A 25329-nucleotide genomic window follows, 5' to 3' on the forward strand; every position below is an offset into this window, starting at 1 on the left:
CTCGTTGATGTTTGAGCATAGAGACAGGCCTAGGCTTCTTCTAAATAACTTTCAAAAGCACTATTTGTAAAACAATATGAAACAGTATTTAGATTTAATGCGCCATGTTAAAGAACATGGTGTTTATAAAGCAGATCGGACTGGTACAGGCACTTACAGCGTTTTTGGATATCAAATGCGCTTTGATTTAGCTGCTGGGTTTCCCTTGGTAACCACAAAAAAATGTCACTTGAAATCGATTATTCATGAGCTGCTTTGGTTTTTACGCGGTGATACTAATATTAAATACCTACAAGAAAAGGGTGTTTCAATTTGGGATGAATGGGCAACTGCCGAAGGTGAGCTTGGCCCTGTTTATGGTAAGCAGTGGCGCTCATGGGAGGGAAGTCATGGAGAAACAATCGATCAAATAGCTGAGTTGGTAGAAACCATCAAGCGTGACCCAGACTCCCGCCGTTTACTGGTTAGTGCTTGGAACCCGGCTGTATTACCTGATACAGGGCTTAAGCCTAGTGAAAATGCTGCAAATGGTAAGCAGGCGCTGCCTCCCTGTCATTGCTTGTTTCAGTTTTATGTGGCAAATGGCAAGTTGTCTTGCCAGCTATATCAGCGCAGTGCTGATATTTTTCTGGGCGTGCCTTTTAATATTGCTTCTTATAGTTTGCTAACCATGATGATTGCTCAGGTATGTGGCCTGGAGTATGGTGAGTTTGTCCATACATTGGGCGATGCCCACTTATATAGTAATCATTTGCAACAGGCAGAAGAACAGCTGGCAAGGGAGCCCTTTCCATCACCAAAAATGAAAATTAATCCACAAGTTGCCGATATATTTTCATTTAACTACGATGACTTTGAGCTGATTGGCTATCAGGCGCATCCACATATAAAGGCTGTGGTTGCTGTTTAGCAGAAGTGACTTAAAAGAGAGTTGATTAATCAATAAACATAATTAGAGCGACAGTAGCAGCCCGGCTAACTAGCAATCGAAGAGGCTACTGTTACTCTAATTAAGTTATTGATATGTAGGATCATAAATAAGCTGGCTCGTCACGCTCACCTATTAAGTAGGCTACACATTCATTAACATATTTGTTAACAGAGTCTGAGGGTACTTTGTCTTCAGCTGCCCACTCAGTGCAAGTTGAAGCTGCTTCTTCTGTTACTACTTCAGAAATGAACTGGGATTCATTGTTGATAGTATTTTGTGAGCAACCTGCGATGGGTAAACCAGTTAATAATAAAAAAAAGATCACTTTTTTCATGAGATTGTCCTTTATAAAGTAGGTGTCCTTTTTCACCTTGAATTAGGTGATAACAGGCGATAAAACATAATTCCAAGTAGAGATAAACTCAAATCTTGAATTCACAGTTTTTGATAGCCATTTGCTATAAATCACCTTAAATCACAAATCCGTGAATTGGTTTTAATTAAGGTGGCGGTGGCTACAGTAAAGGGCTTGTTTACCTTTGCAGGCACCGTGTGCTGTGGGACACAGGCTAGTAGCCGATTGTTTGTAGCACATATTTAAGATTTCAAAAACGGTGAATATTTATAGCGGCTATTTTGTGTTTTTTTGCAGAAAAATAAATAAGCGGAAATGCTTATGATGCTGTTGATATCCCTTATTCAGGTAGGAGTATTTACGGTAGATAATAGTCTATATGCAAAATAAAGTAACAATTCCTTCTTTATTTGGCCGTAATAGTGTTGGTTTTGTTGATGGTCTGAAGCCTGATAAAGTTGTTATAGCTTAGGTTTTAGCTATTGGTGATTACATTTAGTTATACAAATCAATCATTACTGCTTGTAATTAGCTTATTTCAAAAGAGTTCATGCCTAGCTTAGATTTTAATGAGTCATTTTCTTTTTCAAGAGTATAGATACAGTTCATCAGCTCTTTTATTTCGATAATGAATCGTTGGATAATAGAACGAAGGTCTTCTTCTGATCCAGATATAAGATCATTTTTACTTAATAAGGCTTGAAGCTCATTGATTTTTAAGTTTGCACTCTCAAGTTCTTGTTGTAGATTGTTAATCGTATTTTCATGTTGTCTGATCACTTCATTCTGTTGGGCAACTAACTCTTGTGAGATACCTTCATCTGAATCAGACTCTGTTTGATAGCTTAGCTTCTCTAGTTGTAATTTCATCATGTTAATAGTTTGTTCTTGTTCAGCACAAACTGACATAAGCTGATGTATTTTTGTTGTTGGAGAGTTACTTCTGAAGTGTTTGAAAACTTCAATAAATGAAACTCTTTTGTCGGGCTGATAATTGTATAGTGCTTGTAATATGTTTACATGAATTTTTTTAGCCTTAAATAAAAGAAGGGCAAGAAAGAAGCAGGAGAACGCTAGAATAGTAATTGCTTCAATGCCAACGTAAAAGATAAAAGGAGAAATTTCCATTTTGCTACCACTTTTTCATTTTTTCGTACAAAATTCCTTTTTATTATACCCAATAAGTAGGGTATAGTAATATACTAATACAGTTTGTCGAATAGTTCAGATTAAATTTATAATTTCTAGAGTCTACTGGATCTTGATTTAATCGTGATAAAACAGTTTTAATTGCGTGCAGGTATAACGAAATAAATTTAAAAGTGTATTTTAATATAACCGAAATTCTATTATAATCACATCGCGATGATAGGTTGATTTGGTAGATTGTTGTTATATAAATTATTGTTATGTTACTGCTGTGAAATAACTATGTTGAAACTACATCATAAGGTATTGGGTGCTGGCGAGCCTTTAATATTGGTCCATGGTTTATTCGGTTCGCTGGAAAACCTAGGAGGCATTGCCAAAATTTTAGCTGAACAGTTTATGGTTTATTCTCTTGATATGCGAAATCATGGACGTTCTCCTCACTCTGACAGAATGGATCACCAATTAATGGCGGGTGATATTGCTCACTTTATGGACGAAAATGGGATTAAAAGGGCGCATTTATTAGGGCACTCTATGGGTGGAAAAGCTGTAATGCAACTTGCCTTAACCAACCCTCAGTATGTAAATAAATTGATAGTAGCTGATATCGCGCCAATTAAATATACAGCCAGGCACAGTGATGTATTTGCAGGGTTGCAGGCCATTAACCCAAAAGCGATAAAATCTCGTATTGAAGCAGATAAAATTTTACAGGAGCATATTAAGGAATTGCCGGTAAGAAGCTTTTTGTTGAAAAATCTGGTTAAAAATGCTGAAACAGGCTTTACCTGGCGAATGAACTTAGCTGCTTTACATAATCAATATGAAAATATTATTGATGGGCAAACATTTGATAAGCCTCACAATGGAGATGTATTGTTTATTAAGGGGGGGAATTCTGACTATTTATTACCAAAGCATCGAGAAGAAATTATAACAATGTTCCCAAATGCTCAAGTAAGAGAAATTCCGAACACAGGCCACTGGTTACATGCTGAAAAACCGGAACTATTCTGTCGAATTGTCGAGAGGTTTCTTGGGATTAATTAATCCTTGTAAGTAAAAGATAACTTATGGTTTTTGTTAATGCTCGATTCCGAAGTTTTTTTAGATTGACATAACCATTAATTTATTCATGCAGCCGCTCTGTATTTTAATGACTCAGAGGGCTCTTGTTTGCCCAAATCTAAACCTACTAAATGCTTTTTCGAACGGCGCTCAGGAAGCACACTTATTATTGCAGCGGTAAATGCTTCAAGTTGCTGTTTTGGTTCATCAGCCGTGACAACCGCTTCTAAAGTTTTTATTAGGGCTTCTGTTTTGATTCGCTCAGTCAAACAGCCAACAGGTAGCCCGGGCTGCTTATTTTCAAGGTGGACGGATTGCTCTGGATGTAGCAGTAACATATGGTCGTACAGCAGGCTCATGATCACGCCTCGCGTTGATCGTTCTTTGCTAGGCGAAGAAATGGAGCCATGCTTGTAGTCCAGTCTTCTAAATCTTCCTCATCCTGCTAGTCAAGCATGAAAAACTTTGGAATCGAGTGAGAGTAAAGCAAGGTGATGGGTAGATATCAACTAACATGCTAGTCTTTACTGTATTGAAAGATGTCAGGGTATTATTTTACATCTGAGTGATAATCATTAATAGTGAGCAACCCAAAGGAGTATACAAATTAATATAACCAGCTACGAGTCCTTGCTATCAGTGGCAAGAAAGCAGGCCGAGCCGCAACGTTTACTATTTGTTTTTTTAAAGACATTTCTGCCTAAAGACCATAAGGATGATGAAGCAAATCGCTTTCATTCTGGCCAAGGGGGAGCATTGCAACCAATCATGTGTGTTGACAAAACTTTGGATGAATTGGGTAGTTTTTCTGATTTAGTGACAGAATCAGAAAGGATGGAACAAGATTGGCAAATTGTATTAGTAGCTAGTCTTTCTGGTAGGGGTGGCATGGCTCCGAGTTCCGATGAGGCAGAACAGCCATTAAAGATGATGGTCCAAACTGTAGAAACGGGAGGAAAGCTATCGAATTTTATGGCTTTTGACAGAAATGGTTATCCAATACAGTTTGGCAATTAGGTTACTACTCGATTCCGAAGTTTTTAATGCTTGACTAGCACGATGAGAGAGATTCAGAAGACTGGACTACAGGTATTGCTCCATTTCTTCGCCTAGCAAAGAACGATCAACACGACACCTGCAGACCAGTGATGGTGTAGTATATCGCGCTTGTATTTCAATAGCGACTTGATGACGACTTGTGTTGATTACCCCTATTCCCCATGTGATAAAGTTTGTTCAAACTCTAAACGACACCTTGACTGTTTCTTTTCAATCTCCTGGATTAAGTCGTATCCAGTGTCGCTGGTTAACTATTATGCTGATGGGAATTGGTGTCACTGGTGTATTTTGCTGGGCTGTTTTTGAGCGGTGTAGCTTAGGAGCATTCAAGCAGGACCAATTACGTTGGATGTTTTACCATAGTAAAATTGCCTGGTCATTGTTGTTGCAAGCCAGTGTCCGACAAGTACTCAATCACTATCATATTACGAGAGGAGTACTCATTTTTGACGATAGTGATAAAGTCCGCTCCAAGAGAACACGACGTATTAAAGGTGTGCATAAAATAAAACATAAAAAATCCGGCGGCTATGTTCAAGGGCAAGAGCTAGTGTTTATGCTACTGGTGACACCTGTAGCTACCTTACCGATTGCTTTTCGCTTTTATACACCTGATCCAGCGTTAAGTGCTTGGCGTCAGAAAAATAAAGCCCTAAAGAGGCTGGGTATTCCTGGAAAAGAAAGACCCAAAAAACCTAAGCCCAACCCAGATTATCCGACCAAACAAGCTTTAGCACTTGAGATGGTTGAAGCATTTTCATTGTCATTTTCTGATATAAAGATTAATGCGGTCATTGCTGATGCACTGTATAGCACAGCAGAATTCATGGATAAGGCTTCCATTGCGACGGGTGGTGCTCAAGTGGTGAGTCAATTACGCTCCAATCAACTAATCCTTTCCCAAGGAAAAAAAGTACGACTTACACATTACTTTGCACGCCAAACAGGCGTCGATACCAAGTTAATTATCCGAGGCCAAAAAACACAGTCAATCACCATGCTGGCGGCTCGGGTTTATGTGAAAGCCCATGGTAAAAAGCGGTTTGTGGTTGCTTTGAAATATGAGGGAGAAAAAAATTATCGATATCTAGTGGCATCCGACATGTCCTGGCGGCATGGTGATATTGCTAGGGTTTATACATTGAGATGGTTAGTTGAGGTTTTCATTGAGGACTGGAAGCAACATGCTGGCTGGAACCGATTGGCCAAACAACAAGGCGAAGAAGGATCAACGCGAGGCGTGATCATGAGCCTGCTGTACGACCATATGTTACTGCTACATCCAGAGCAATCCGTCCGCCTTGAAAATAAGCAGCCCGGGCTTCCTGTTGGCTGTTTGACTGAGCGAATCAAAACAGAAGCCCTAATAAAAACTGTAGAAGCAGTTGTCACGGCTGATGAACCAAAACAGCAACTGAAAGCCTTTACCGCTGCAATAATCAGTGTGCTTCCTGAGCGCCGCTCGAAAAAGCATTTAGCGGGTTTAGATTTGGGCAAACAAGAGCCCACTGACTCATTAAAATACAGAGCGGCTGCATAAATAAATTAGCAGTTATGTCAACCTAAAAAAACTTCGGAATCGAGTTACTAGTAAATAATTCACCCTCTGACGATGACCACGCCCACAGGACGTGGTTTTTATTTATCAATAAATATTGTTTAATATTTTGAAAATAATGGCTTAAAAATTTTTATATTATCGTCTTTTTTTAAACTAGCAGGAGGCCAATTGTCTAAACGCATACCTAAAAATAATCCTCTAGAAGCAAGCGCATCTTTAATTTCAACACAAGATTTTTTACCCATATTAGGTGTTTTTAGTAACTCAACTTCTGTACGTAAAATCAGATCGCCAATGTAATAAATATTTTCTGCTTTTAAACAGTTCGAAGCGCGTACGGAAAGCTCTAAAACATCAATACAGCATAAAAGAACTGGATCAATTTCATCCTCTTTTTCTGGTTCAGGCTCCTTAATTTCTTCTAAGTCAACAAAAAATGCCAGCTGCTGCTGAAAAATGGTTGCAGCTAGACGAATAGCTTCTTCTGGATCTAATGTGCCATTAGTTTCTAAATCAATCACAAGTTTATCAAGGTCTGTTCTTTGTTCAACACGAGCATTTTCCACCGCAAAAGAAACACGGATAACTGGAGTATATGTGGCATCAAGCTGTAAATGACCAATTAAGCGGCTACTATATTCATTTCCCGACTTAGCATCAGCAGGTTCATAGCCACGACCACGAGCAACTTTGAGCTTCATATTAAGCTCACCTGCACCACTCAGGTGAGCAATGACTTGGTCGGGGTTGACAATTTCAACATCGTGATCAAGTTGGATATCACCGGCAGTGACTACTCCAGCCCCTTTTTTGAATAAAGAGAGAATCACTTCATCACGACCATGCATTTTTACAGCTATGCTTTTTAGGTTTAGCAGGATCTCAATGACATCCTCCTGGACACCTTCAATCGCACTATATTCGTGTAATACACCCTCAATTTCCACTTCAACAACTGCACAACCAGGCATTGAAGAAAGCAAGATTCGACGAAGGGCATTACCCAAAGTATGCCCAAAACCACGCTCTAATGGTTCTAGAGTTACTTTTGCACGAGTAGCACTGGCTGGCTGTACATGAATATTTTTTGGAGTGAGAAACTCAGATACAAAACTATCCATAAATGTAATTACCTACTTAACCCTGATAATTATACAGATCAATATGTAACTGCGTTCAGGGTACGCGGTTGTTGTACAGTATATACCGTTTCAATAAAAGTATGGGTATTAATTTCAGCAGCAAAACAGGATTGATAAGATTGGCTCTTAAGTGAAGTTTTGCACTCCGCTCTTCTGATAAAAAAATAATAAATATCGCAAGGTGGTACTTAACCAAGCTGCCACCGATGCAATACAGCAACTACTCGCTAGCCGAGGCTATGCGCCAGATGAGCTATTGTTCCAAGGCCAGCGAGGACCTATCACTGTGCCCTACGTTAACCGCCTGGTTAAGCAATGGTGCAAGAACGTTGTACTTAAGGGAAACTACGGCAGCCACACCCTGCGCAAGACATGGGGCTACTGGCAATGCAAAGGCAACAATGCCCTGGTACCGGTATTGATGGAAGCCTTCGGACACGCTACCCAAATGCAGGCGCTGGACTATCTGGGTATTGAAGAAAAGGAGATACACAAGTTGTATTTTTATGAGATTTGAGTGTGTCTAACTGTAAATGTGTAGTTGACCGCTACTTCCCTTGTATAGCAGATATATGTTTATCAACTATTTTTTGATAAATACCTTTATTTTTAATGACTCTCAAACCTTCATTAAGATCTTTTATAAGTTCAGCGCTATTTTTATACTCTTTTGAAGCAAGAAGAACAAATGTATTTTCTCTAATAACTGGTCCTAGTATTTTAAAATCACTTGATTTCAAACCTGCTTTCCTAATTGCTTCCCATCCTGATATAGAGTTGACAGAATACAAATCCGCGCGTTTTAGAGTTATGGCTTCAAAACAATCTTCTTCTGTCTTTGGCTGATATAAACTTAAAGTTTTTTTGTCTAAAAATTTTTGAATTGGAGCTTGTGTCCAACCTAATGGTAAGCATACACGCAATCCCTTAATGTCCTGATCTTTTTTATAATCTATGCTGAAATTTTTACTTACAAAAAACCTTTCTGTTGATTTATAGATGCTATCTGAGATGCTGAATAACTTTTGACGCTCTTCAGTCAACATCCATGGGAAGGATGCCGCTATGTTACCTTCTATTAGGCTTTTATAGGCTCTTTTCCAGGGTAGGTAGTCTATCTTATACCGGTGCTTTGTTTGCTTTAATGCCGCTTCAACCACTTCTACTAGCATCCCGCCATTTAGCAAACTTTTGCCGGTAAAAGGTGCCCAATCCCCAGTGGCTATAATAGTTGGTTGGTCTTCTGCTACTACTAAATAAGGGCTAAATAATAACAGTGACAGTATAGGTATTCGAATGTGTTTAAGCATATAGGTTCTACTAGATATAAAGCCTTGTAACCAGTATAGCTACTTATGAGAGCTGCTTTATTGGACGAACAAGTCTAAGCTTGTAGTAAAATCCGAAGTGATTGATTTATATAGTGAAAACTGGTTAACTATTATACAAAAGTTAACCAGTTTTTAAGGCTTACATAGCCGATTATTCCCGCTAAGACAGAGAAGCGGCTATTTTTGAACGAAACCCGTAGTATACTATCGAAAACGATAATATGTATCCCTTGGTTTGATACCATCTAAATTAGAATTATTTAATGTAAAAATACCCGCAAACCACAAAAACCACTCCATCCCCTCGGGTTAACCAAGCAAAAATAAAAGACCGTTGCCGTTTACTTAGGGGGAGTTCGTTTTTTGCGGTATCATTGCATTATCGTATGACTGAAATGAAAGGGGGACTTCACTATGTCTCAAAGTTTACCTACCCCAACCCAGCTGGATAATGTCATGGGGAAAGCGGGTAATGCCCGTCAGGCAGTGGTTGAGCTGATTGATTTACTGGAATCATTAGAGCTGGTGACAACAGCTGATACTTATAAAAAGCAGTTGATGGAATTGGATAAACAACAAATCAAGCTCGCTGGGCTAGTGGCCCGTTGTCGTGAGGCGGGACAGATTACCGTGGATGATTATAAATAACTCACGGTGTTGAGGGGATAACAAAGCCCACATGGGGCTAGGTCCGTTGCTCTATAAAACACAAAATGTTCCACGCGAAACCATGTAACATTGATATACAGCAATATGTGTACAAAAGTTGTGCTGTCGTGGGTTTTTGTTAGTGTTGGCCCGCCTTGAGCTGGCCATGACAGTGAAGGGTGCTAGGAGTGCTGAGCCTCCTAGCTATAAATTTACTTACACCACCCTTGTCGTTTACCGCCATCGTATGGTCTAGCAAGCTTGGCTTTGATCAGGCTATCGGTAAGACTCTTGCCGTCTATGTAGACATTCGCCAGTATTCTAAAATACTTCCCCCGCTGCATATTGCGCAACTCAATCTTTTTAGCTGAGCGCAGCAAGCTAACAGTATGTTGTTTAGCTTTCCTGGCCAGCTTCTTCTCTTTCTCGCACTGACCTCTGATCTCAGGCGTATCAACGCCTTTAACTCTGATTGAGATACGCTCACCAACAATATTAGGCCAGCCCTTAATATTTACACGGAACGTGTCGCCATCATAGATACTGGTTACTTCCTTTACTACCGCAGTACCAAACTCCTTATCTTTGATGCTTTTTCCAACAGCAATGCAAGGCAAAAGGGCAACAATTAGTGCATATTTTTTCATCAATACTACCTTTTTAATAGGGAGCAAATATTCTAAGTGAAAGGTTAAATTTATGGTGCTAACTGCAAAGCAATCTGTAAAAGTTTTAGTTGTTATTTTTATATAATCGCCTACTGCCGTATCTGAAAAGTTTGAAAATTTATATATTGCACTAGAAGCATATACATCATTCCTATTCTTGTGCAATAAAGCTGCAGTAAAGGAAATAAAGGCAGAAGGAAAGAAAAATTATTTTAAAAGAGCCAGTTTAACTACATGTGAGGTATATATTAATAACGGTGTATTGTCTAATCGATACTCATCATGTGCTTATGTAGGCTTCAATTTATTTGCACCACACCTAGTACAAGAGATGGGATGTAATTTCAGTAGTAATCACAGGGTGTTTAGTGCTGAAATAGCCCCTTTAAGGAAAGGTCAAAGAGCATCAATAACATGTAACTTAGCTTGCAAGCTCAAAAAGGCAACTACTTAGCAGTGCTACGCACTCCCTCGATAAACTACCCTTATGGAACTGTTGCCACAAATCAGTTTTGCTTTGTATGAAACTTGACCAGACAATAACACCCTGTTAGATTAGCCTCACTCTTACGCTAGGCCATAACTGGCGTAAGACGCTAGGGGTGCTGAGCCCCTTAGCTACTATCAATTTATTATTTGAAGATCAAGAAAATATGTCTAATCAAAAAACTGGTACAGTTAAGTGGTTCAACGAATCTAAAGGTTTTGGTTTCATTGAGCAGCAAGGTGGGCCAGACGTTTTCGTTCACTACAGCGCTATCCAGACTTCAGGCTTCAAAGTTCTTAATGAAGGTCAGCAAGTAGAATTCACTCAAGGCCAAGGCCCTAAAGGACCGCAGGCTGAGAATGTAGTGCCTTTATAGGTTATTCGCAGGCTAGACGGTTACTGCCGTTTAGCTTGGGCGCTGACTTACATCAAATCACCCAGCTCAATATCTAGTTTTTCTGCAATAACCCCAGCGCTTCAGTAGAAATACTCAGCTTGCCTTGTTCCACCTGTGCTAAATACACCGCTGTAATCTCAACAGCTTTAGCAAGCGTTTACTGTGTTAGTCCATGATGCTCGCGCCATACCTTTACAGGGCTTTCACCATCAAGCAAGCGAGTTACAACAGCATCAGGTACTAGTTCTGTCTCGCCATTTCTGATAGATTTTTTAATGTCGTTGTATTCTTGTATATCGGCCAATTCTTCAAGTTTTGATGGTATTTGTCCTTGTATAGAGGTTCCCCTTTTTCAACATTAGTTCTATCTTAAACCACTGTCTCATTTTTGGGGACCACTATAAATTATACTACCTAGCTATTTTTTCTGTGTAGAGGGGCTGCCAAGCACTATGCCTATGCGAGTGTTATTGCCTTTTGCTATGCCGCTTTGACCTTTGGGTATCTCTTGGATTTCTCCACCCGCTTTAAGGAAGGCTGCTACTTGATCGTCAATGCTTTTCTGACGGGTTTCACTTGATAGGTCATCTTGCTTTTTACGTGCCATGAGAGCTCCTACTTTGGTTAGCCAGGTATTATACACAAAAAGGGGGCAGCCTGCTGTCCTAAGGTATATAGGTGTGATGGGGAGTTGATCTAGCCGGGGGAGGTTGTTAAGTGAGACAAACCATTGTTCATTAAGTATCACCGTTTACTCTGGGATAAGGTAGTTTTGATAAATGCGGTCATACGTTCCATCTTGTTTCATATGGTTTAATATTGCTTCAACCTTGGAAACAAAAGAAGAGGAGATTGTTTTTTTAGAGAACAGCAAATAGGTTGGCCACTCTAGTATAATCAGAGTTTTATGATCAGGTGTATAGACCATTTCCAGTTTGTCACTCAGCCCCTGTATTTTTAAATAATATTGCGTAGGAATAATATCGGCTATAAAAAAATCAGTTCTCCCAGCAAGTAGCATTTGTACGCTTTGTTCTACAGAGTCAGTTTCATATACAGTTTTAAACTGAGCATCATCAAGCGCTTTTCTAAAAGAACCGCTTCCATACAAATAACCTCGACGAATGCCTACAGAGTAATTATGAATACCATTAAGCTCCTGGGTTAAACGGATATTAGCCCCTTTACGAGCAAAAAAAGCATACTTTTGTAAAATTAGAATACTATTGGCATAGACTCCCCATTTTTGACGAGCATTGTTTTTACCAGCATTAAATAGAATATCGTTTTGTCCAGTCTTCACCTGGCTAACTGCTCTGGCCCATGGGTAAAAAATAAAGCTGACTTTCTTGGTAGGCTTTATTCGTTTAAAAATCTCCTTGATAATATCAATGGCAAGCCCTTTGGCAGTGCCATCTTCGCTATATTCATAAGGGGGGTAATGTAGTGTAGCAGCAGTTAAGTGTGTACTTTCAGCTTGTGTTTTGCTGGTATTATTGAGAAATATTCCGATAATAACTAAGAAATAACAGTACTTTTTCATTATCATGTAGTGTGTATGTTTAACATAGTTATAGCAGCTACACTAGATGATTAAAACCATTAAGAAAGAAATCGCCTGATACGATCCCTTAACGTCCTTAATGCTAGGTAGCCGGTGGCACTTCCTTTATCTTGCCGCTAGCCTTCAAGAATGCGGTGGTTTGTTCTGTTATTTCTCTGCATGTGATTTCGATTAGGGGCTTGTGTTTCTTGCCTGGCATTGCTGGGCTGTCCTTTGTGAGTGTTAGCGGGTTAGGGGGAAATGGAGGGGGTTTCGAAACCTATTTATAATAAAACTTATGGTTTGAACCTGCTGCTGGACTTCAATATGAAGAACTTTGTTGCATATAGCGCATTTTCATGGTTTGTAATTGGATTATTAATAGGTTGGGGAGGCTATGCTTTAGTCGCTATCGCTGGAGGTATGTGGTTCGGAAATTCCATTTCTGCTGTATTAACTGGGAAAATAGACACTTTGGTTCAGCGTCGCCTCCACATTGAACGATCAAGTAATCCCATAGACTTCTGGCTGGCAACCATTTGCGAATTTGCACTTTCAATTGTGGTCATTTTTGCCATATTAAAAATGAGGAAAGATGCTGGTCTAGCTCTACTGAATCCCCCCTGGTTTATCGGAGAGGATTTTATTTACGCAATGCTCGACTTTTCAGCCTATTAATTTAGCTAGCTGAATTAGGGCATTACTTAAGCGTCAAAGCTCTTTCAAAAGCCTGAGAGTGTCACTTGTTGGATTCTTCTAAAAGTTGGTCGATAGTGCTTGCTAGCTCCTTTTTGTCAGCAGGCTTGATCAAATACCCTTTGGCTCCTTGCTTCTTACCCCACAAGATATCTGTTTTCTGATCTTTTGTTGACAGGATCACTACTGGAATATGTTTGGTGCGATCATCTGTAGTGATTTTTCTCGTGGCTTGAAATCCATTCATTTTAGGCATAACTATGTCCATCAGGATCAAGTCTGGCAAAATCTCAATTGCTTTTTCAACACCCTCTTCACCGCTTTCGGCTGAATATATAGTGTGCCCAAGCCCCTCAAGAATTGCTTTATGTCCTTCTATCATTGTTGCTGAATCATCTACGATTAAAATTCTTGCCATAGAGTAGAACCCTTTCGAGCTTGTTAAGCAATAACAAGCATGTTGCCTATTTATGTATATCTTAGTTATTGATGAGTCAGACTGCTAAGTGCAAGCAATAAAATAGCTTGATGTTAGTGGCTGGGTAGTTCTCTTACGCCAGAGGAAGGATCATATGATACAATTAAAAATATCATATGAAACAACAAGGAGAGCAAAATGACTGCCTCTGGAAGAGTAGAAAGCGGAAGCTCAAAGCTTCAATTTAACCCCGCCAAGTCTCTCAAAAAGAGCAAGCTAATTGCTCGTGTAATTGGCGTTGACCGGGTAAAAGTTCAGACCTCATTGTTAGAAGGCCTTTCAGTAAAGGCTATTGCTGATATTGAAAAGGCGCTAGGAATTGATCAAAAAACTTTCCTGCTAATTTCTGGTATGTCAAAAGCTACCCTAAGCCGTCGAAAAGAAGCAGGACGCCTGACGCCAGATGAATCAAGCAAGGTGTATCGGTTTGCTCAGCTATATGACTTAGTAAAAGCTATGATGCTGGACGACGACGAGAAGGCAAGAGACTGGCTACAGACACCAGAGCCTTTATTTGGTGGTAAAACCCCACTGGAGTATGCCAGAACAGAATTCGGCGCTAAGGAAGTAGAAGACCTTATCGGGCGTATCCGGCATGGGGTGTTTAGTTAATGCTAAAAGGATGGAGAATAGCAGCACCGGAATACTCAAAAACACCACAAGAGATGTTATCAGGCGAAGAGGCCTTTTTATTTGGTGGGCGCTGGAACTCAAAGGGAACAAGAGTTGTATATTTTGCTGAGAGCTTGGCGCTAGCCTCTATGGAATTGTTAGTGCACCTCAAGCAGTCGGATATACTGACACAATATTATAAGCTATCAGTATCGTTTGATGAGTCGTTAGCAATGGATTTAGATACGGATAGTTTACCGTCAAACTGGCAGTCTTACGAAATGGAGCCAGATACACAGGCTACAGGTGATTACTGGGTGCAAAACAAGCTGTCATTGCTGCTTAGGGTGCCGAGCGTAATTGTTCCTGAAGAGTCAAATTACATACTTAATCCAGAGCACCCGGATTTTGATAAGCTTGATATAAGTGAAATTGTTGATTTTGGATTTGATTCTAGATTGGTGAAAAAATGAGTGACTCAGACAGTATAGCTGATCTGTTGTATATGCCAGGTGTGGATGAAATTGACTTTGATCACCCCAAAGCAAACATTATTTTAAAGGATGATATTTACGAGGAGTTTCTAGAGATGCTGGAAAAAGAACCAAGCCCAGCCCTTCAAGAGCTGTTAGAAAGCAAGCCTCCATGGGAGGAGTAATAGCCTTGATGATCTAGAATATATAGGAGGGGGCAAATATTGGTGGTCTGGTATGAAAAAAGTGCTCGTTATCATTGCATTGATATCAGCTACATGGGTGTTTTTTAATAAAAGTGGTGGATTATCCAATATAGCTACTGGTGAAGTAACTTTAGGACCAGGCGTTTACGCTAGAGCCATCCCCAAGCAAGAAAAAATTCGGAATTGAGTAATACTAAAAGTTGACATGTTCTAAGTGAAACGAAAATAGTATACCCAGTGCGAAGGATTTTTAGGTTAGGCAATTGAACAATGTAATGAATCCTGAAGGGTATACTTAGCAACTAAGTTATCTAGAACTTTATACCACTGGTTATGCTACATGCGAATGTATAACCATCTTTCCTGCGCACTCGGTATCATTGCCTATCATTTCATCGTAAGGCGTATAGTGCACAAGGTTCATGCAAGCGATACTAATACCTTGAAAGCTTTCCTTAACGCTGTTAACACTATGAAAAATAACTGGCTGGTCTGTTATTTCGTCTCGGATGACACTGATGTGATCATGGATGCGAACTTCTGCTAAATATATGTCCCCTTCATGGGAAATAATGTTGAGCTCATGAATAGGTAGGTGGTGAGACTTTATTTTCCTAAGATACATGCTACGAGGCTCCTTCATATGCAGACAGCTGACTTTTCAATCCTAGCTTAAGTAAGGAGCTTTAACCAAAGAATTAATGAAACAATTTATAATTAACTATTAGCTAATGACTATAGCTTAGTTATTATCACTATAAGTGTTAATTCGTTATTTGAATTATGAATAACTCTATATTTGAAGGGAGTTCATTGCCACCAATTTAAACTGGTGGGTAAGGTATATGAAAACATCAAGCTACTATTAATGTCGTTTGATTAAATAGGTATAAATGTTCCTGTTGCTACACCTCTAACTATAAAATTAATTGTTCTGTTAGTTTTATCTGCAATGATCATGGCCATCATATCCTGTAAGGCAATCATTTTTCCAAATAACCGCTCAAAACTTAAGTTGAGTGAGTTACTGTTGGTCGCATTAGTTAGTAGATAAGGCTTTTCTTGTGAATTAAGTCGATGGTTTAACCGCCAGGCCAGTACCTCAATATTTCTTGCGCTATTGTAAAGTTTTTGTTGGTCTAATTCATCTAATACAAAAAACTCGTTACGATAATTATAAGACTGTTTGATCATATCGGTTAAGCCTGCCATTAAAGCAAATACTCGATCACCATGAAAGTGATCATCAAATGCCAATAACATGGCGTCGATAGCTTGTTTGCCAGAAAGCTCTGGATAACGTTTAAGGCCCGCTTCATTAAACAACTGCTTAGTACGTGTTTTAATGGTTTGATCTGGGTTCTTAGCTAGCTCAGCAGGATTACGTTTATAAAGCTTAATTAATAATCGTTTAAGCAATTTCTCCATGTTTTGCCGAACTGAATCAGTCACTAAATCGGTATCTGTTTTTGCAAGATTTTCAATTTGGAAAGATTGGTTGGAGCAACCGGTCAATGTAAATATGCAAATTAACAGAAGGGCAACAGCTGGTTTATAATATCGCTTCATTGGGTTTGTAGATTACTCTTATATCAAGGTTACTGACTATTTGAACAGATAAACTACTTAGGTAGTATTTAAAAGATTACGTCATTTGGTTGAAAGTTCAATATAGAATGATTCTCAGAATAATAACTGGCTGCTTGATAGCACATAAAATAGATAAGCTGTATAGCCTTCGCGAAGCTGCATAAAGCTTCGTTACCTGACGACTCGCCCAAAAGCCATTCGCTTTGGCTCTATAATGTAATGAAGGGTTACGGGTTGGCAGGTAAAGTGGTGTTCAAAACTGCAACAAACATAGCCACTGTGTGGCGTTGGGGTTTGGTAGGGCTTGCTATTGTTGGCTTGGACGGATGTGTCACCCTAAGCCAGGAAGAGTGTTTGTCTGCAAACTGGCGAACTATTGGCTATGAAGACGGTACAAAAGGAAGGCTGCCTGGGTTTGTTGCAGAACACCGTAAAGCGTGTGCAAAGTATGGCATAGCCCCGGACTTAACGACTTATCAACAGGGGCGTGAGGAAGGGGTTCGGCATTATTGTCGTCCAGCCAATGGCTACTATTTGGGGCGGCATGGCTATAGTTACTCTGGGGTCTGTTCTGCTGAGGAAGAGCCTGAATTTTTACAGGCATGGCGGCAAGGAGAACGTGCTTATCGTACAGAACAGCGGATACGAGAGTTAGAGCGAGAAATTTGGCAGCTTCGAGAGAACGTTGAAAGGCTAAAGCAGGAAAAGAACACAAAAATTCCGCCTCCATCATGCAGGTTGGTGAAACCCTATGCATTAGGTATAGTTATACAGTCGTAAATAATGCTGTTGGTTATAGCAGGTGGTGAGGGTGTTGCAAAAGTTGACGAATGAGGTCGTTTTGCGAAGTCCTCTGATGATAGGGGGCAATTAAACACTACATGTATAATGAAAAAAAAATTTTAGTTGTCGATGATGACATTGAGCTACGGCAGTTGCTCCATGATTATCTGGCGAAAAATGGTTTTCAAGTTCTTCAAGCCGGTGATGGGACAGAACTATTTCGTTTATTTCCTCTTCAGGCAGTCGATTTAATTTTGCTGGATATCATGTTGCCTGGCGAAGATGGGTTTTCACTTTGTCAGAAAATTCGTCAATTGTCGGATGTACCAATCATTATGTTGACTGCCAGCTCAGATGAAACCGATAGTATTGTGGGGTTGGAAATGGGGGCTGATGACTATATGGCCAAGCCTTTTAATCCACGTGAACTGTTGGCTAGAATTAAAGCAATTTTACGAAGAACAGGGTCGTCAGATAGGCAGCAGGAGGTGGTTGCTGCCAAACGCTTTTTTTGTTTCTTGAACTGGGTGTTAGACTCAACTGCCAGAAAACTGGTTGATGATAAGGGTAATGAAGTCACCTTATCAGGTGCCGATTTTGCTTTATTGATGTTATTTTTAGAGCGCCCGCAAACCATTCTAAAACGAGATGAGATTTCTGATTTAACTCGAGGGCGAGAAGCCAGCCCATTTGACCGTTCTATTGATGTCCATATCAGCCGGCTACGTCATCGCCTAGGTGATGATGGCAAGAACCCTCAGATTATTAAAACAGTAAGAGGGGTAGGCTATGTATTAGCAGTACCTGTCGTTCAGCAAGATGAAGTCGATTTCTAAACTTAGTAAACAAAAGCTTTGGCCTGGGTCGTTACGCTGGCGATTGGTCGTTGTGCTGTTGCTGGGTGTCTTGCTGGCTCAGGTAATCAGCAGTGTTGTTTGGATTACTCAAGCTCGCCGAGCAGAGGAAGCCAGTGTTACGAATATGGCGAATCATATGGCTTATGGTGTGGCTTCTACAGTAAAATTTTTCCAATCATTGCCGCATCAATATCGGCATATTGTGCTTGATCAGTTACGTAATATGGGAGGAACACGCTTTTTTGTTAGTGTTAACCAAGCACAAATATTAGTAGATGATCTGGCAGACAGTTATCTGCATGACATAGTAATTGACCAGTTTTATACAATTTTACGGAAAGAGCTGGGTAGCAAACCAAAAATAATTGTGCAATTTGCTGAGTCAGAAAAGCTAAAAGTCTTTAATAATAATACCTACTTGACCGACTTGCCTCCCCGCTGGGCACATCATAGCTTACTGATTAAACCCTTATCGCCTCCAATTTTAGTTACTCAGATAAAACTAGCAGAAAAAGAGTGGCTATATGTAGCTGCGCTCATACCTCACCCGACTTTTTTAGCTAAGACTGAATTTATATCATTTGAGCGGGTATTATTTTTAGGGTTAACCATGGTATGTGTGTTATTAATTTCTTTTTTCGCTGTACGCTGGTTGACAGAGCCGTTAGCAAGGTTATCTAAAGCTGCAGATGATTTGGGCAGAGATTTAGACCATCCCCCGCTTGCAGAAAAAGGCAGTAAGGAAATGATAGCCACTGCGCGAACGTTTAATGCAATGCAGCAGCGGCTTAAACGTTATATTGATGACCGGGCTCGATTGTTTGCTGCTATCTCTCATGATTTGAAAACCCCGATTACCCGGCTGCGGCTAAGAGCAGAAATGCTGGAAGAGGAAGTAAGCAGAGAAAAGTTTGTTACCGATTTGGAGGAGTTAGAAATAATGGTCAAAGGCGCCTTGCAATGCGCCAAGGATACTGAGCTTGACGAGCCGCAATCACCAACAAACTTAATGGATATTATTAATAAATTAAAACGAGATGTGGAAGAAGCGGGCCACTCAATTAACATTTATGGGAAAATCAAAAAACCTTATATGGGTAAACCGTTGGCTCTTAAACGTTGTTTAACCAACTTAATTGACAATGCCATTTTTTATGGTGAACGAGCAGAGTTAAACCTTGAAGATGGTGTCGATGAAATTAAAATTATTATTCGTGATTATGGACCAGGTATTTCTGAAAAAGAGCTTGATCAGGTTTTTGAGCCTTATTACCGCATAGAAAAATCCCGTAATCGTAATACAGGTGGTACTGGTTTAGGATTAGGTATCGCGAGAAGTATAGTGAAAGCCCATGGTGGTGAGCTAATACTTGATAATCATCCTGAGTGTGGGCTTATCGTAAGAGTTGTCTTGCCTAGGCATTAGTGAGTGGTATTCTCAGCTTTGCGCATTTAGCATGTTGCTAACGGAATATCCAGTCCTTTTCTGATGGCCGTTTGCAAAAGGTGCTGATACTGTTTGCTTCGTTTAAGTCGGCGCACGCTGTTACCGAGAGGGACTTTGATATTATGGTGCCGTTTGTGTAAATAAATATATAAATTAACACTTAGCTCTGAATAAACTGTTATATTTAATGACTTGAAACAGCTTTGTTGTTTATAAAAGTAAGCAACGGCTACAGGCATTATGGCTACGTCTACCCGGTTGCGTTGTAGTAGAGTGGTCAACTGAATTAAATCTTTAGCAAGAAAAATATGCTGATGATCTATAAGTGTATGCGGTAATGACATGCCCCTAATAGTTGCTAGTCTGTAGGTGGAAACCTCTTTATCTGACCTAGGTAACTTACCAAACCCGGTAAAAGCTAAAAAGTAACTAAAGTAACTTGGCTCAATTCTTATTAGATTTGGGTATTCGTCAATATAAACTTCATCTGAAAACATAAAAGTACCATCTAGCTTACCTTTATTGGTTTCACTTAATGTTCGCATAGCAGGTAGCGTAATAATTTTTATTTTGCAACCTATATCAGAAAAAATTAAATTTAAAAATCTATCGATAAAGCCTTGTTGGTTATTAGTATGGTATGGGGGAGATAATGGTGCAGCAAAAGTCAACGGTGTTTTCAGACAGTTAGAAGCAGGAGTAGAAGCTGCATGCAAGTACTGAATATAAACAGTTAGAAATAGTACTAAGTTAAGCCAGGCTGAAAGCTTACATGATAAAATGGAAAAAATATTTTTAATATACAATAAGCAATACCAGTTAATTAATTTATTGTACAAAAACGAGTGTCTAACATCTATATTAAGCTATAAGTGTGTGGAAGCAATTGTTAGTCCAACTAGTGTAGAAAGGGAATAGAGTTGCAGCAAGTTATGGATATAGCTGAAATGAATGATAATAAGGTAAAGGTATGAACGTTAAGCAGAGATTTTTCCCTATGCTTGGTGCTCTGATTTTGATGCTGAGCCAAATCTCAGTTGCTGGGGAGGTTGAAGTACTACACTGGTGGACCTCTGGTGGAGAAGCTCGCTCGCTGGACGTGCTCAAACAAAAACTGGTTAAACAGGGCCATAGCTGGAAAGATTTTGCTGTAGTGGGTGGCAGTGGTGATAAAGCAATGGCGGTATTAAAGTCCAGAGCCCTGTCAGGTTTTCCTCCCACAGCAACACAAATTTTAGGGCATCATATTCAAGAGTGGGGCAAACTAGGCCTACTTACAAATTTAGACAAAATTGCTAACGAGCAGAAATGGGAAGCGATATTGCCAGACTTTGTTCGAAAGCTTGTCAGCTATGGCGGCCATTATGTCGCAGTGCCTGTTAATGTTCATCGGGTAAATTGGCTATGGGTTAATCCAAGATTATTTAAACAAGCAGGAGCCAAGATTCCCACTAATTTAGATGAGTTTTGGGTGACTCTTGAAACACTTAAAAAAGCAGGTATCACACCCATTGCTCACGGAGACCAATCATGGCAGAACTCGACAGTGTTTGAACTGTTAATGTTAGCTATGAATGGCGCTGAATTCTATGTTAAGGCATTTGTGGAGCTAGACAATGTAAGTTTAACCAGTGAAAAGATGGTGAATGTTTTTACGGCTTTTAGAAAACTCAAGCAGTATATGGATCCAAATACGTTAGATCGAGACTGGAATGCTGCGACTAGCATGGTCATTAATGGTAAAGCCGCTATGCAAATTATGGGAGATTGGGCAAAGGGGGAGTTTATTACTGAAAAAAAACAGCTCGGTAAAGACTATTTATGTGTTTCAATTCCATCCACATCAATGTCTTTTCCTTATGTGGTTGATAGCTTCATTATGTTTGAAATATCTGATCCTGAGAATAAAAAAGCGCAAGCCGACTTAGTCAAAAACATTCTGAATAAAGAGTTTCAGCAAACATTCAATATGAATAAGGGGTCTATACCTGTTCGCCAAGATATGGTTCTTGATAACTTTGATGCATGTGCTAAGGAGAGTAAAAAGGTGCTTACCAGTAAAGACGCTAAGATTATACCTAGTCTTTCTCATGGCATGGCTGTTACAACTTATACACAAAATGCAATTTTTGAAGTTATTACTGAATTTTTTCGAAATGACAAAATCTCACCAAAAGAGGCAACTCGGCAGCTTGGAGCAGCTGTTCAAGCCAGCTTGTAATCTCATGCTGCCGTTTGTTCGTTTTTTGTCATCAATGATTCACTATTATTGTTTAGACTTATCTTTGCTACCAAGGAAGAACTGACTAACTCTGTTTACAGCAATGTTGGAGTGTGACTTTTGTAGCAAACTGCTTTAACTTAAAGTTAACAGCCCTAAAACACCGCTACTTTTTTGTAACCAAACCTTAATAGATTTGGATGAAAAATATCCAGAACTGCAGCTTCTTAAAGAATAAGTGCCACACTTGTAAGACTTTGTTACATTAGCTTGCGTTATCTTACGTTACATCCTCTAGCGCTCTTAATACACTCCAGGTAGTCGCTATAGTGCAGGAGTGCACTCTTTAGGGGCATTTGTCAGAGACAGACGACGATAATAATTATTTACAGGGTCTGATTTATGAAAAAATTTAAAAAGTCATTACTTGCCATTGCTGCTTCCAGTGTTATGAGCTTAAGTGCCTATGCTGGTGAAGTAGAGGTATTGCATTGGTGGACTTCTGGTGGTGAGGCCAAGTCTGTCGCAGTACTGAAAGAACTGCTTGAAAAACAAGGCCATACCTGGAAAGACTTCGCTGTCGCTGGAGGCGGTGGTGAAAGTGCGATGACTGTATTGAAGTCTCGTGCAGTTTCCGGAAACCCTCCTTCTGCAGCACAAATTAAGGGGTTAGATATCCAAGAGTGGGGAGAACTAGGCTTCCTTACTGATCTGGATAAAGTGGCAGAGGAGAACAAGTGGTCTTCTTTAATGCCTGAAATTGTCAGTAAAGTCATGAAGTATGATGACCAGTATGTGGCTGTGCCTGTCAATGTGCACAGAGTAAACTGGTTATGGGTTAACCCAGAAATCTTCAAAAAAGCTGGTGCAAAAGTACCGACTACTTGGGCTGAATTTAAAGAAGCTGCTGAAAAAATCAAAAAAGCGGGTTTTGTACCTTTAGCACATGGTGGTCAAGCTTGGCAGGATGCAACTGTATTTGAATCAGTGGCATTAGGCGTTGGTGGTCCAGAGTTTTTCCGAAAAGCTTTTGTTGAACATGACATGAAAACCTTGCAAAGCGACAAGATGGTTGAGGTGTTCGAGGTATTCAAAAGCTTGAAGCAATATATGGATAAAGATGCGCCAGGTCGTGACTGGAATATTGCCACTTCTATGGTAATTAAAGGTGAAGCGGCTATGCAGCTGATGGGTGACTGGGCTAAAGGTGAGTTTGCTGCAGCAGGCAAAAAACCAGGCAAAGATTACCTCTGTGTACCTGCGCCAGGCACACAAAACAGCTTTACCTTTAACATTGATAGTTTTGCCATGTTTAATGTGAAAGATCCAGAAAACAAAAAGGCGCAGGCTGCCTTGGCAAAAACCATCCTTGAGCCTGAGTTCCAAGAAGTCTTCAACCTAAACAAAGGATCAATTCCTGTACGCTTAGGCATGAATATGGAGAAGTTTGATAGTTGTGCCAAAGACTCCATGAATAGTTTTGTATCTACCAGTAAGTCTGGTGGGCTAGTACCAAGTATGGCTCATGGCATGTCTACAACTTCCTATATACAAGGTGCAATTTTTGATGTGGTCTCTAACTACTTTAACAGTGATAAAATAACTGCTAAAGAAGCTACTCAAAAATTAGCCAAGGCTGTGAAAGCCAGTATATAAGAAGTCAATGCCAACAGTGGAAGATAATACGGCTGCTGTTGGCATTTAGGATTACTCCATAATCCATATTAAATTGCTGACAAAAAATATTAGTCTGATTTATCAGGTTAAGGCTCTATAAACAGCGTTACAGTATAAGAGAGCTTGTACTATGAGTGTGCATGCAGAAGAGATGCAAGTGGTTATTGCTAAAACAAAAAAGAAGCCGCTTGATTTTATTGCGGATCAAATTCCTAAGTTGGTGCTTTCACCAACTATTTTAATGACCATAGTGTTTATCTATGGATATGTTATCTGGACCGGTGTACTTTCTTTCACTAAATCCAGCTTTTTGCCCAATTATAAATTTGCAGGAACTTTGCAGTACGAAAAATTATTTGAAAATGAACGCTGGGGCGTAGCGGTAGATAATTTATTCATATTTGGTGGTTTATTTATCTTAATTTGTCTGGCGCTAGGCATATTTATGGCTATTTTGCTGGATCAGCGTATTCGTGCTGAAGGTGCTATAAGAACAGTGTTTCTTTACCCTATGGCGCTTTCTTTTATTGTAACTGGTACAGCCTGGAAATGGATTTTAAACCCTGGTTTAGGCCTGGAGCGTCTAGTGAAAGACATGGGGTTTGAAAATTTCACCTTTGATTGGTTAATTAACTCTGATATGGCTATTTATACCCTGGTAATAGCCGCGGTGTGGCAGTCTTCCGGGTTTGTTATGGCATTATTTTTGGCTGGTTTACGATCAATTGATAGCTCAATAATCAAAGCTGCTCAAATTGATGGCGCCAGTTTACCAAAAATCTATTTGCGGATTATTTTACCCAGCTTACGTCCTGTATTTTTCAGTGCTTTTATTATCCTTTGCCATATTGCCATCAAGAGCTTCGACTTGGTTAAAGCATTAACCAATGGTGGGCCTGGCTATTCAACTGACTTACCTGCAACCTTTATGTATGCGTTCTCATTTACCCGTGGCCAAATTGGGTTAGGTTCTGCCAGTGCAATGATGATGTTAGCTGGTGTGTTAGCGATTTTAATTCCTTATTTATATTCAGAGCTGAGAGGTACCCGCAATGCATGATAGTACTGTATTAGGGCCACAAACCTCTTCTGCAAAATTGGGGCGGGTATTTATTTACGCTATTTTGGCATTTTTAGTGCTGTTTTACTTGATGCCATTGGTGGTTATGTTTTTAACATCAGTTAAAAGCATGGCTGATATTCGTACTGGTACTTTAATATCCTGGCCAAAAGAGTTTGTGTTTGATGCTTGGGGCAAGGCTTGGTCCAGTGCTTGTACTGGGGTAGCTTGTGAAGGGGTTTCAGGCTACTTTTTTAACTCGCTAAAAATTGTTTTGCCTGCAGTCCTTATCTCGACTTTTCTTGGTGCACTAAATGGCTATGTATTAACCAAGTGGAAGTTTAAAGGTAGCGACTTATTTTTTGGTCTGTTGCTATTTGGCTGTTTTATTCCCTTCCAAGTAGTGCTATTGCCTATGGCGCAAACGCTAGGCTGGTTAGGTTTAGCCAATACTACAGCAGGCCTAGTATTTGTTCATGTGGTTTATGGAATGGCATTTACTACTTTATTTTTTCGTAATTTCTATGTGTCGGTGCCTTCAGAGCTAGTGAGTGCTGCTAAAATTGACGGGGCTGGTTTCTTTACAATTTTTTGGCGAATTTTATTACCTGTTTCTACACCAATTATTGTAGTTTGTGTTATTTGGCAGTTTACTCAAATCTGGAATGACTTCCTGTTTGGTGTTGTTTATGCTGCAGGTGATACACAGCCAATAACAGTTGCATTGAATAACTTGGTTAATACCAGCACTGGTGTGAAAGAATATAATGTTGAAATGGCTGCTGCCATCATTGCTGCATTACCTACTTTGTTAGTGTATGTTCTGGCTGGCAAGTACTTTGTGCGTGGTTTAACTGCTGGGTCTGTTAAGGGGTAATGGAGGGATA

At 39.8% G+C, this 25329-nt stretch carries 30 protein-coding genes and 1 pseudogene; 19 read left to right on the top strand and 12 right to left on the bottom strand.

Translation table 11 applies throughout. From position 1 onward, the window contains the following. The first annotated feature begins 76 nt into the window (after positions 1 to 76). Positions 77 to 910, top strand: a complete 834-nt coding sequence (locus OQE68_RS14785; protein WP_180568381.1) for a thymidylate synthase — start codon at positions 77 to 79, stop codon at positions 908 to 910. Between the two features lie 121 nt (positions 911 to 1031). Here the strand turns inward: OQE68_RS14785 and OQE68_RS14790 are convergent, their stop codons facing one another. Continuing rightward, a complete protein-coding gene (locus tag OQE68_RS14790; RefSeq protein ID WP_180568380.1) occupies positions 1032 to 1265 on the bottom strand; it encodes a hypothetical protein in 234 nt (77 codons plus the stop codon). 549 nt (positions 1266 to 1814) lie between these two features. Continuing rightward, entirely contained in the window at positions 1815 to 2414 is a 600-nt protein-coding gene (locus OQE68_RS14795; protein ID WP_180568379.1) for a hypothetical protein, read from the bottom strand. Positions 2415 to 2717: 303 nt separating this feature from the next. On the opposite strand from OQE68_RS14795, the gene OQE68_RS14800 reads away from it, so the two are divergent. Continuing rightward, positions 2718 to 3488, top strand: a complete 771-nt coding sequence (locus OQE68_RS14800; protein ID WP_180568378.1) for an alpha/beta fold hydrolase — start codon at positions 2718 to 2720, stop codon at positions 3486 to 3488. A gap of 83 nt (positions 3489 to 3571) precedes the next feature. On the opposite strand, the gene OQE68_RS14805 is transcribed toward OQE68_RS14800, so the two are convergent. Then, positions 3572 to 3865 (bottom strand): hypothetical protein, encoded by a 294-nt coding sequence (locus OQE68_RS14805; RefSeq protein WP_266195682.1) that lies wholly within the window; start codon positions 3863 to 3865, stop codon positions 3572 to 3574. A 280-nt stretch (positions 3866 to 4145) separates the two neighbouring features. Between OQE68_RS14805 and OQE68_RS14810 the strand changes: the two genes are divergently transcribed. Both OQE68_RS14810 and OQE68_RS14815 read left to right on the top strand, forming a co-directional pair. Further along, entirely contained in the window at positions 4146 to 4523 is a 378-nt protein-coding gene (locus tag OQE68_RS14810) for a ribonucleotide reductase subunit alpha (protein ID WP_219340325.1), read from the top strand. A 181-nt stretch (positions 4524 to 4704) separates the two neighbouring features. Then, positions 4705 to 6105: a transposase gene (locus OQE68_RS14815; RefSeq protein ID WP_266195417.1), complete on the top strand. Its 1401-nt coding sequence runs from the start codon at positions 4705 to 4707 to the stop codon at positions 6103 to 6105. A gap of 119 nt (positions 6106 to 6224) precedes the next feature. Here the strand turns inward: OQE68_RS14815 and OQE68_RS14820 are convergent, their stop codons facing one another. Next, a complete protein-coding gene (locus OQE68_RS14820; RefSeq protein ID WP_180571748.1) occupies positions 6225 to 7247 on the bottom strand; it encodes a DNA-directed RNA polymerase subunit alpha in 1023 nt (340 codons plus the stop codon). 193 nt (positions 7248 to 7440) lie between these two features. Here OQE68_RS14820 and OQE68_RS14825 point away from each other — a divergent pair. Continuing rightward, positions 7441 to 7785, top strand: a pseudogene (locus OQE68_RS14825) (tyrosine-type recombinase/integrase); the annotation flags it as partial. Positions 7786 to 7816: 31 nt separating this feature from the next. Here the strand turns inward: OQE68_RS14825 and OQE68_RS14830 are convergent. Further along, complete coding sequence (locus tag OQE68_RS14830) at positions 7817 to 8578, bottom strand: substrate-binding periplasmic protein (RefSeq protein ID WP_180571750.1); 762 nt, start codon at positions 8576 to 8578, stop codon at positions 7817 to 7819. Between the two features lie 435 nt (positions 8579 to 9013). Between OQE68_RS14830 and OQE68_RS14835 the strand changes: the two genes are divergently transcribed. Next, the gene (locus OQE68_RS14835) at positions 9014 to 9247 is read left to right on the top strand and encodes a hypothetical protein (RefSeq protein WP_180571751.1); all 234 of its coding nucleotides are present in this window, start codon (positions 9014 to 9016) and stop codon (positions 9245 to 9247) included. A 212-nt stretch (positions 9248 to 9459) separates the two neighbouring features. On the opposite strand, the gene OQE68_RS14840 is transcribed toward OQE68_RS14835, so the two are convergent. Further along, positions 9460 to 9894, bottom strand: a complete 435-nt coding sequence (locus OQE68_RS14840) for a thermonuclease family protein (RefSeq protein WP_180570863.1) — start codon at positions 9892 to 9894, stop codon at positions 9460 to 9462. A gap of 674 nt (positions 9895 to 10568) precedes the next feature. Here OQE68_RS14840 and OQE68_RS14845 point away from each other — a divergent pair. After that, on the top strand, positions 10569 to 10778 hold the full coding sequence (locus OQE68_RS14845; protein ID WP_180570864.1) for a cold-shock protein: 210 nt from the start codon (positions 10569 to 10571) through the stop codon (positions 10776 to 10778). Between the two features lie 439 nt (positions 10779 to 11217). Here the strand turns inward: OQE68_RS14845 and OQE68_RS14850 are convergent, their stop codons facing one another. Continuing rightward, positions 11218 to 11406, bottom strand: coding sequence for a hypothetical protein (locus OQE68_RS14850; protein WP_180570866.1), 189 nt, complete (start codon positions 11404 to 11406; stop codon positions 11218 to 11220). A gap of 144 nt (positions 11407 to 11550) precedes the next feature. Further along, on the bottom strand, positions 11551 to 12342 hold the full coding sequence (locus OQE68_RS14855; RefSeq protein WP_180570867.1) for a substrate-binding periplasmic protein: 792 nt from the start codon (positions 12340 to 12342) through the stop codon (positions 11551 to 11553). A 261-nt stretch (positions 12343 to 12603) separates the two neighbouring features. On the opposite strand from OQE68_RS14855, the gene OQE68_RS14860 reads away from it, so the two are divergent. Next, positions 12604 to 13020: a hypothetical protein gene (locus OQE68_RS14860; RefSeq protein WP_180570868.1), complete on the top strand. Its 417-nt coding sequence runs from the start codon at positions 12604 to 12606 to the stop codon at positions 13018 to 13020. A gap of 61 nt (positions 13021 to 13081) precedes the next feature. Here OQE68_RS14860 and OQE68_RS14865 read toward each other — a convergent pair whose 3' ends face one another. Beyond that, positions 13082 to 13456: a response regulator gene (locus OQE68_RS14865; RefSeq protein WP_180570869.1), complete on the bottom strand. Its 375-nt coding sequence runs from the start codon at positions 13454 to 13456 to the stop codon at positions 13082 to 13084. 198 nt (positions 13457 to 13654) lie between these two features. On the opposite strand from OQE68_RS14865, the gene OQE68_RS14870 reads away from it, so the two are divergent. The 4 genes from OQE68_RS14870 to OQE68_RS14885 are packed head-to-tail and all read left to right on the top strand — an operon-like array spanning position 13655 to position 14994. Beyond that, the gene (locus OQE68_RS14870) at positions 13655 to 14128 is read left to right on the top strand and encodes an Xre family toxin-antitoxin system antitoxin (protein WP_180570870.1); all 474 of its coding nucleotides are present in this window, start codon (positions 13655 to 13657) and stop codon (positions 14126 to 14128) included. Next, positions 14128 to 14601: an RES family NAD+ phosphorylase gene (locus OQE68_RS14875; protein WP_180570871.1), complete on the top strand. Its 474-nt coding sequence runs from the start codon at positions 14128 to 14130 to the stop codon at positions 14599 to 14601. The genes OQE68_RS14870 and OQE68_RS14875 overlap by 1 nt, the downstream gene beginning before the upstream one ends. Then, positions 14598 to 14786 (top strand): type II toxin-antitoxin system TacA family antitoxin, encoded by a 189-nt coding sequence (locus tag OQE68_RS14880; protein ID WP_180570872.1) that lies wholly within the window; start codon positions 14598 to 14600, stop codon positions 14784 to 14786. Before OQE68_RS14875 ends, OQE68_RS14880 begins: the two co-directional genes overlap by 4 nt. A gap of 52 nt (positions 14787 to 14838) precedes the next feature. After that, positions 14839 to 14994 carry a hypothetical protein gene (locus OQE68_RS14885; RefSeq protein ID WP_180570873.1) on the top strand — a complete coding sequence of 52 codons (156 nt, stop codon included), beginning with the start codon at positions 14839 to 14841 and terminating at the stop codon, positions 14992 to 14994. 144 nt (positions 14995 to 15138) lie between these two features. Here OQE68_RS14885 and OQE68_RS14890 read toward each other — a convergent pair whose 3' ends face one another. Both OQE68_RS14890 and OQE68_RS14895 read right to left on the bottom strand, forming a co-directional pair. Then, complete coding sequence (locus OQE68_RS14890; protein WP_180570874.1) at positions 15139 to 15450, bottom strand: DUF6482 family protein; 312 nt, start codon at positions 15448 to 15450, stop codon at positions 15139 to 15141. A gap of 236 nt (positions 15451 to 15686) precedes the next feature. Next, positions 15687 to 16259, bottom strand: a complete 573-nt coding sequence (locus tag OQE68_RS14895) for a hypothetical protein (RefSeq protein WP_266195683.1) — start codon at positions 16257 to 16259, stop codon at positions 15687 to 15689. A gap of 357 nt (positions 16260 to 16616) precedes the next feature. Between OQE68_RS14895 and OQE68_RS14900 the strand changes: the two genes are divergently transcribed. The 3 genes from OQE68_RS14900 (at position 16617) to OQE68_RS14910 (ending at position 19463) form a co-directional block, all read left to right on the top strand. After that, the gene (locus OQE68_RS14900) at positions 16617 to 17177 is read left to right on the top strand and encodes a DUF2799 domain-containing protein (RefSeq protein ID WP_180570876.1); all 561 of its coding nucleotides are present in this window, start codon (positions 16617 to 16619) and stop codon (positions 17175 to 17177) included. 101 nt (positions 17178 to 17278) lie between these two features. Continuing rightward, the gene (locus OQE68_RS14905) at positions 17279 to 18016 is read left to right on the top strand and encodes a response regulator (RefSeq protein ID WP_180570877.1); all 738 of its coding nucleotides are present in this window, start codon (positions 17279 to 17281) and stop codon (positions 18014 to 18016) included. Beyond that, the gene (locus tag OQE68_RS14910; RefSeq protein ID WP_180570878.1) at positions 18000 to 19463 is read left to right on the top strand and encodes an ATP-binding protein; all 1464 of its coding nucleotides are present in this window, start codon (positions 18000 to 18002) and stop codon (positions 19461 to 19463) included. Before OQE68_RS14905 ends, OQE68_RS14910 begins: the two co-directional genes overlap by 17 nt. A gap of 26 nt (positions 19464 to 19489) precedes the next feature. Here the strand turns inward: OQE68_RS14910 and OQE68_RS14915 are convergent, their stop codons facing one another. Beyond that, the gene (locus tag OQE68_RS14915) at positions 19490 to 20290 is read right to left on the bottom strand and encodes a hypothetical protein (RefSeq protein WP_180570879.1); all 801 of its coding nucleotides are present in this window, start codon (positions 20288 to 20290) and stop codon (positions 19490 to 19492) included. A 164-nt stretch (positions 20291 to 20454) separates the two neighbouring features. Between OQE68_RS14915 and OQE68_RS14920 the strand changes: the two genes are divergently transcribed. From OQE68_RS14920 to OQE68_RS14935, 4 genes are all read left to right on the top strand, one after another. Beyond that, positions 20455 to 21705, top strand: coding sequence for an ABC transporter substrate-binding protein (locus tag OQE68_RS14920; RefSeq protein WP_180570880.1), 1251 nt, complete (start codon positions 20455 to 20457; stop codon positions 21703 to 21705). Between the two features lie 402 nt (positions 21706 to 22107). Further along, positions 22108 to 23361 (top strand): ABC transporter substrate-binding protein, encoded by a 1254-nt coding sequence (locus OQE68_RS14925; RefSeq protein WP_180570881.1) that lies wholly within the window; start codon positions 22108 to 22110, stop codon positions 23359 to 23361. A 172-nt stretch (positions 23362 to 23533) separates the two neighbouring features. Continuing rightward, a complete protein-coding gene (locus OQE68_RS14930) occupies positions 23534 to 24442 on the top strand; it encodes a carbohydrate ABC transporter permease (RefSeq protein WP_180570903.1) in 909 nt (302 codons plus the stop codon). Then, positions 24435 to 25319, top strand: a complete 885-nt coding sequence (locus OQE68_RS14935; RefSeq protein ID WP_180570882.1) for a carbohydrate ABC transporter permease — start codon at positions 24435 to 24437, stop codon at positions 25317 to 25319. Before OQE68_RS14930 ends, OQE68_RS14935 begins: the two co-directional genes overlap by 8 nt. Positions 25320 to 25329 lie beyond the last annotated feature (10 nt).

Source organism: Spartinivicinus marinus (assembly GCF_026309355.1).
Classification (GTDB): Bacteria; Pseudomonadota; Gammaproteobacteria; order Pseudomonadales; family Zooshikellaceae; genus Spartinivicinus; species Spartinivicinus marinus.

What these genes read in the sequence shown, in the direction of transcription:
- OQE68_RS14905 (WP_180570877.1), top strand. Translation starts at nt 17,279, where the DNA reads ATGTATAATGAAAAAAAAATTTTAGTTGTCGATGATGACATTGAGCTA.
- OQE68_RS14835 (WP_180571751.1), top strand. Translation starts at nt 9,014, where the DNA reads ATGTCTCAAAGTTTACCTACCCCAACCCAGCTGGATAATGTCATGGGG.
- OQE68_RS14870 (WP_180570870.1), top strand. Translation starts at nt 13,655, where the DNA reads ATGACTGCCTCTGGAAGAGTAGAAAGCGGAAGCTCAAAGCTTCAATTT.
- OQE68_RS14820 (WP_180571748.1), bottom strand. Translation starts at nt 7,247, where the DNA reads ATGGATAGTTTTGTATCTGAGTTTCTCACTCCAAAAAATATTCATGTA.
- OQE68_RS14930 (WP_180570903.1), top strand. Translation starts at nt 23,534, where the DNA reads ATGCAAGTGGTTATTGCTAAAACAAAAAAGAAGCCGCTTGATTTTATT.
- OQE68_RS14920 (WP_180570880.1), top strand. Translation starts at nt 20,455, where the DNA reads ATGAACGTTAAGCAGAGATTTTTCCCTATGCTTGGTGCTCTGATTTTG.
- OQE68_RS14840 (WP_180570863.1), bottom strand. Translation starts at nt 9,894, where the DNA reads ATGAAAAAATATGCACTAATTGTTGCCCTTTTGCCTTGCATTGCTGTT.
- OQE68_RS14925 (WP_180570881.1), top strand. Translation starts at nt 22,108, where the DNA reads ATGAAAAAATTTAAAAAGTCATTACTTGCCATTGCTGCTTCCAGTGTT.
- OQE68_RS14845 (WP_180570864.1), top strand. Translation starts at nt 10,569, where the DNA reads ATGTCTAATCAAAAAACTGGTACAGTTAAGTGGTTCAACGAATCTAAA.
- OQE68_RS14860 (WP_180570868.1), top strand. Translation starts at nt 12,604, where the DNA reads ATGGAGGGGGTTTCGAAACCTATTTATAATAAAACTTATGGTTTGAAC.
- OQE68_RS14800 (WP_180568378.1), top strand. Translation starts at nt 2,718, where the DNA reads ATGTTGAAACTACATCATAAGGTATTGGGTGCTGGCGAGCCTTTAATA.
- OQE68_RS14785 (WP_180568381.1), top strand. Translation starts at nt 77, where the DNA reads ATGAAACAGTATTTAGATTTAATGCGCCATGTTAAAGAACATGGTGTT.
- OQE68_RS14830 (WP_180571750.1), bottom strand. Translation starts at nt 8,578, where the DNA reads ATGCTTAAACACATTCGAATACCTATACTGTCACTGTTATTATTTAGC.
- OQE68_RS14795 (WP_180568379.1), bottom strand. Translation starts at nt 2,414, where the DNA reads ATGGAAATTTCTCCTTTTATCTTTTACGTTGGCATTGAAGCAATTACT.
- OQE68_RS14805 (WP_266195682.1), bottom strand. Translation starts at nt 3,865, where the DNA reads ATGAGCCTGCTGTACGACCATATGTTACTGCTACATCCAGAGCAATCC.
- OQE68_RS14865 (WP_180570869.1), bottom strand. Translation starts at nt 13,456, where the DNA reads ATGGCAAGAATTTTAATCGTAGATGATTCAGCAACAATGATAGAAGGA.
- OQE68_RS14910 (WP_180570878.1), top strand. Translation starts at nt 18,000, where the DNA reads ATGAAGTCGATTTCTAAACTTAGTAAACAAAAGCTTTGGCCTGGGTCG.
- OQE68_RS14890 (WP_180570874.1), bottom strand. Translation starts at nt 15,450, where the DNA reads ATGAAGGAGCCTCGTAGCATGTATCTTAGGAAAATAAAGTCTCACCAC.
- OQE68_RS14790 (WP_180568380.1), bottom strand. Translation starts at nt 1,265, where the DNA reads ATGAAAAAAGTGATCTTTTTTTTATTATTAACTGGTTTACCCATCGCA.
- OQE68_RS14880 (WP_180570872.1), top strand. Translation starts at nt 14,598, where the DNA reads ATGAGTGACTCAGACAGTATAGCTGATCTGTTGTATATGCCAGGTGTG.
- OQE68_RS14855 (WP_180570867.1), bottom strand. Translation starts at nt 12,342, where the DNA reads ATGAAAAAGTACTGTTATTTCTTAGTTATTATCGGAATATTTCTCAAT.
- OQE68_RS14885 (WP_180570873.1), top strand. Translation starts at nt 14,839, where the DNA reads ATGAAAAAAGTGCTCGTTATCATTGCATTGATATCAGCTACATGGGTG.
- OQE68_RS14850 (WP_180570866.1), bottom strand. Translation starts at nt 11,406, where the DNA reads ATGGCACGTAAAAAGCAAGATGACCTATCAAGTGAAACCCGTCAGAAA.
- OQE68_RS14935 (WP_180570882.1), top strand. Translation starts at nt 24,435, where the DNA reads ATGCATGATAGTACTGTATTAGGGCCACAAACCTCTTCTGCAAAATTG.
- OQE68_RS14875 (WP_180570871.1), top strand. Translation starts at nt 14,128, where the DNA reads ATGCTAAAAGGATGGAGAATAGCAGCACCGGAATACTCAAAAACACCA.
- OQE68_RS14900 (WP_180570876.1), top strand. Translation starts at nt 16,617, where the DNA reads ATGAAGGGTTACGGGTTGGCAGGTAAAGTGGTGTTCAAAACTGCAACA.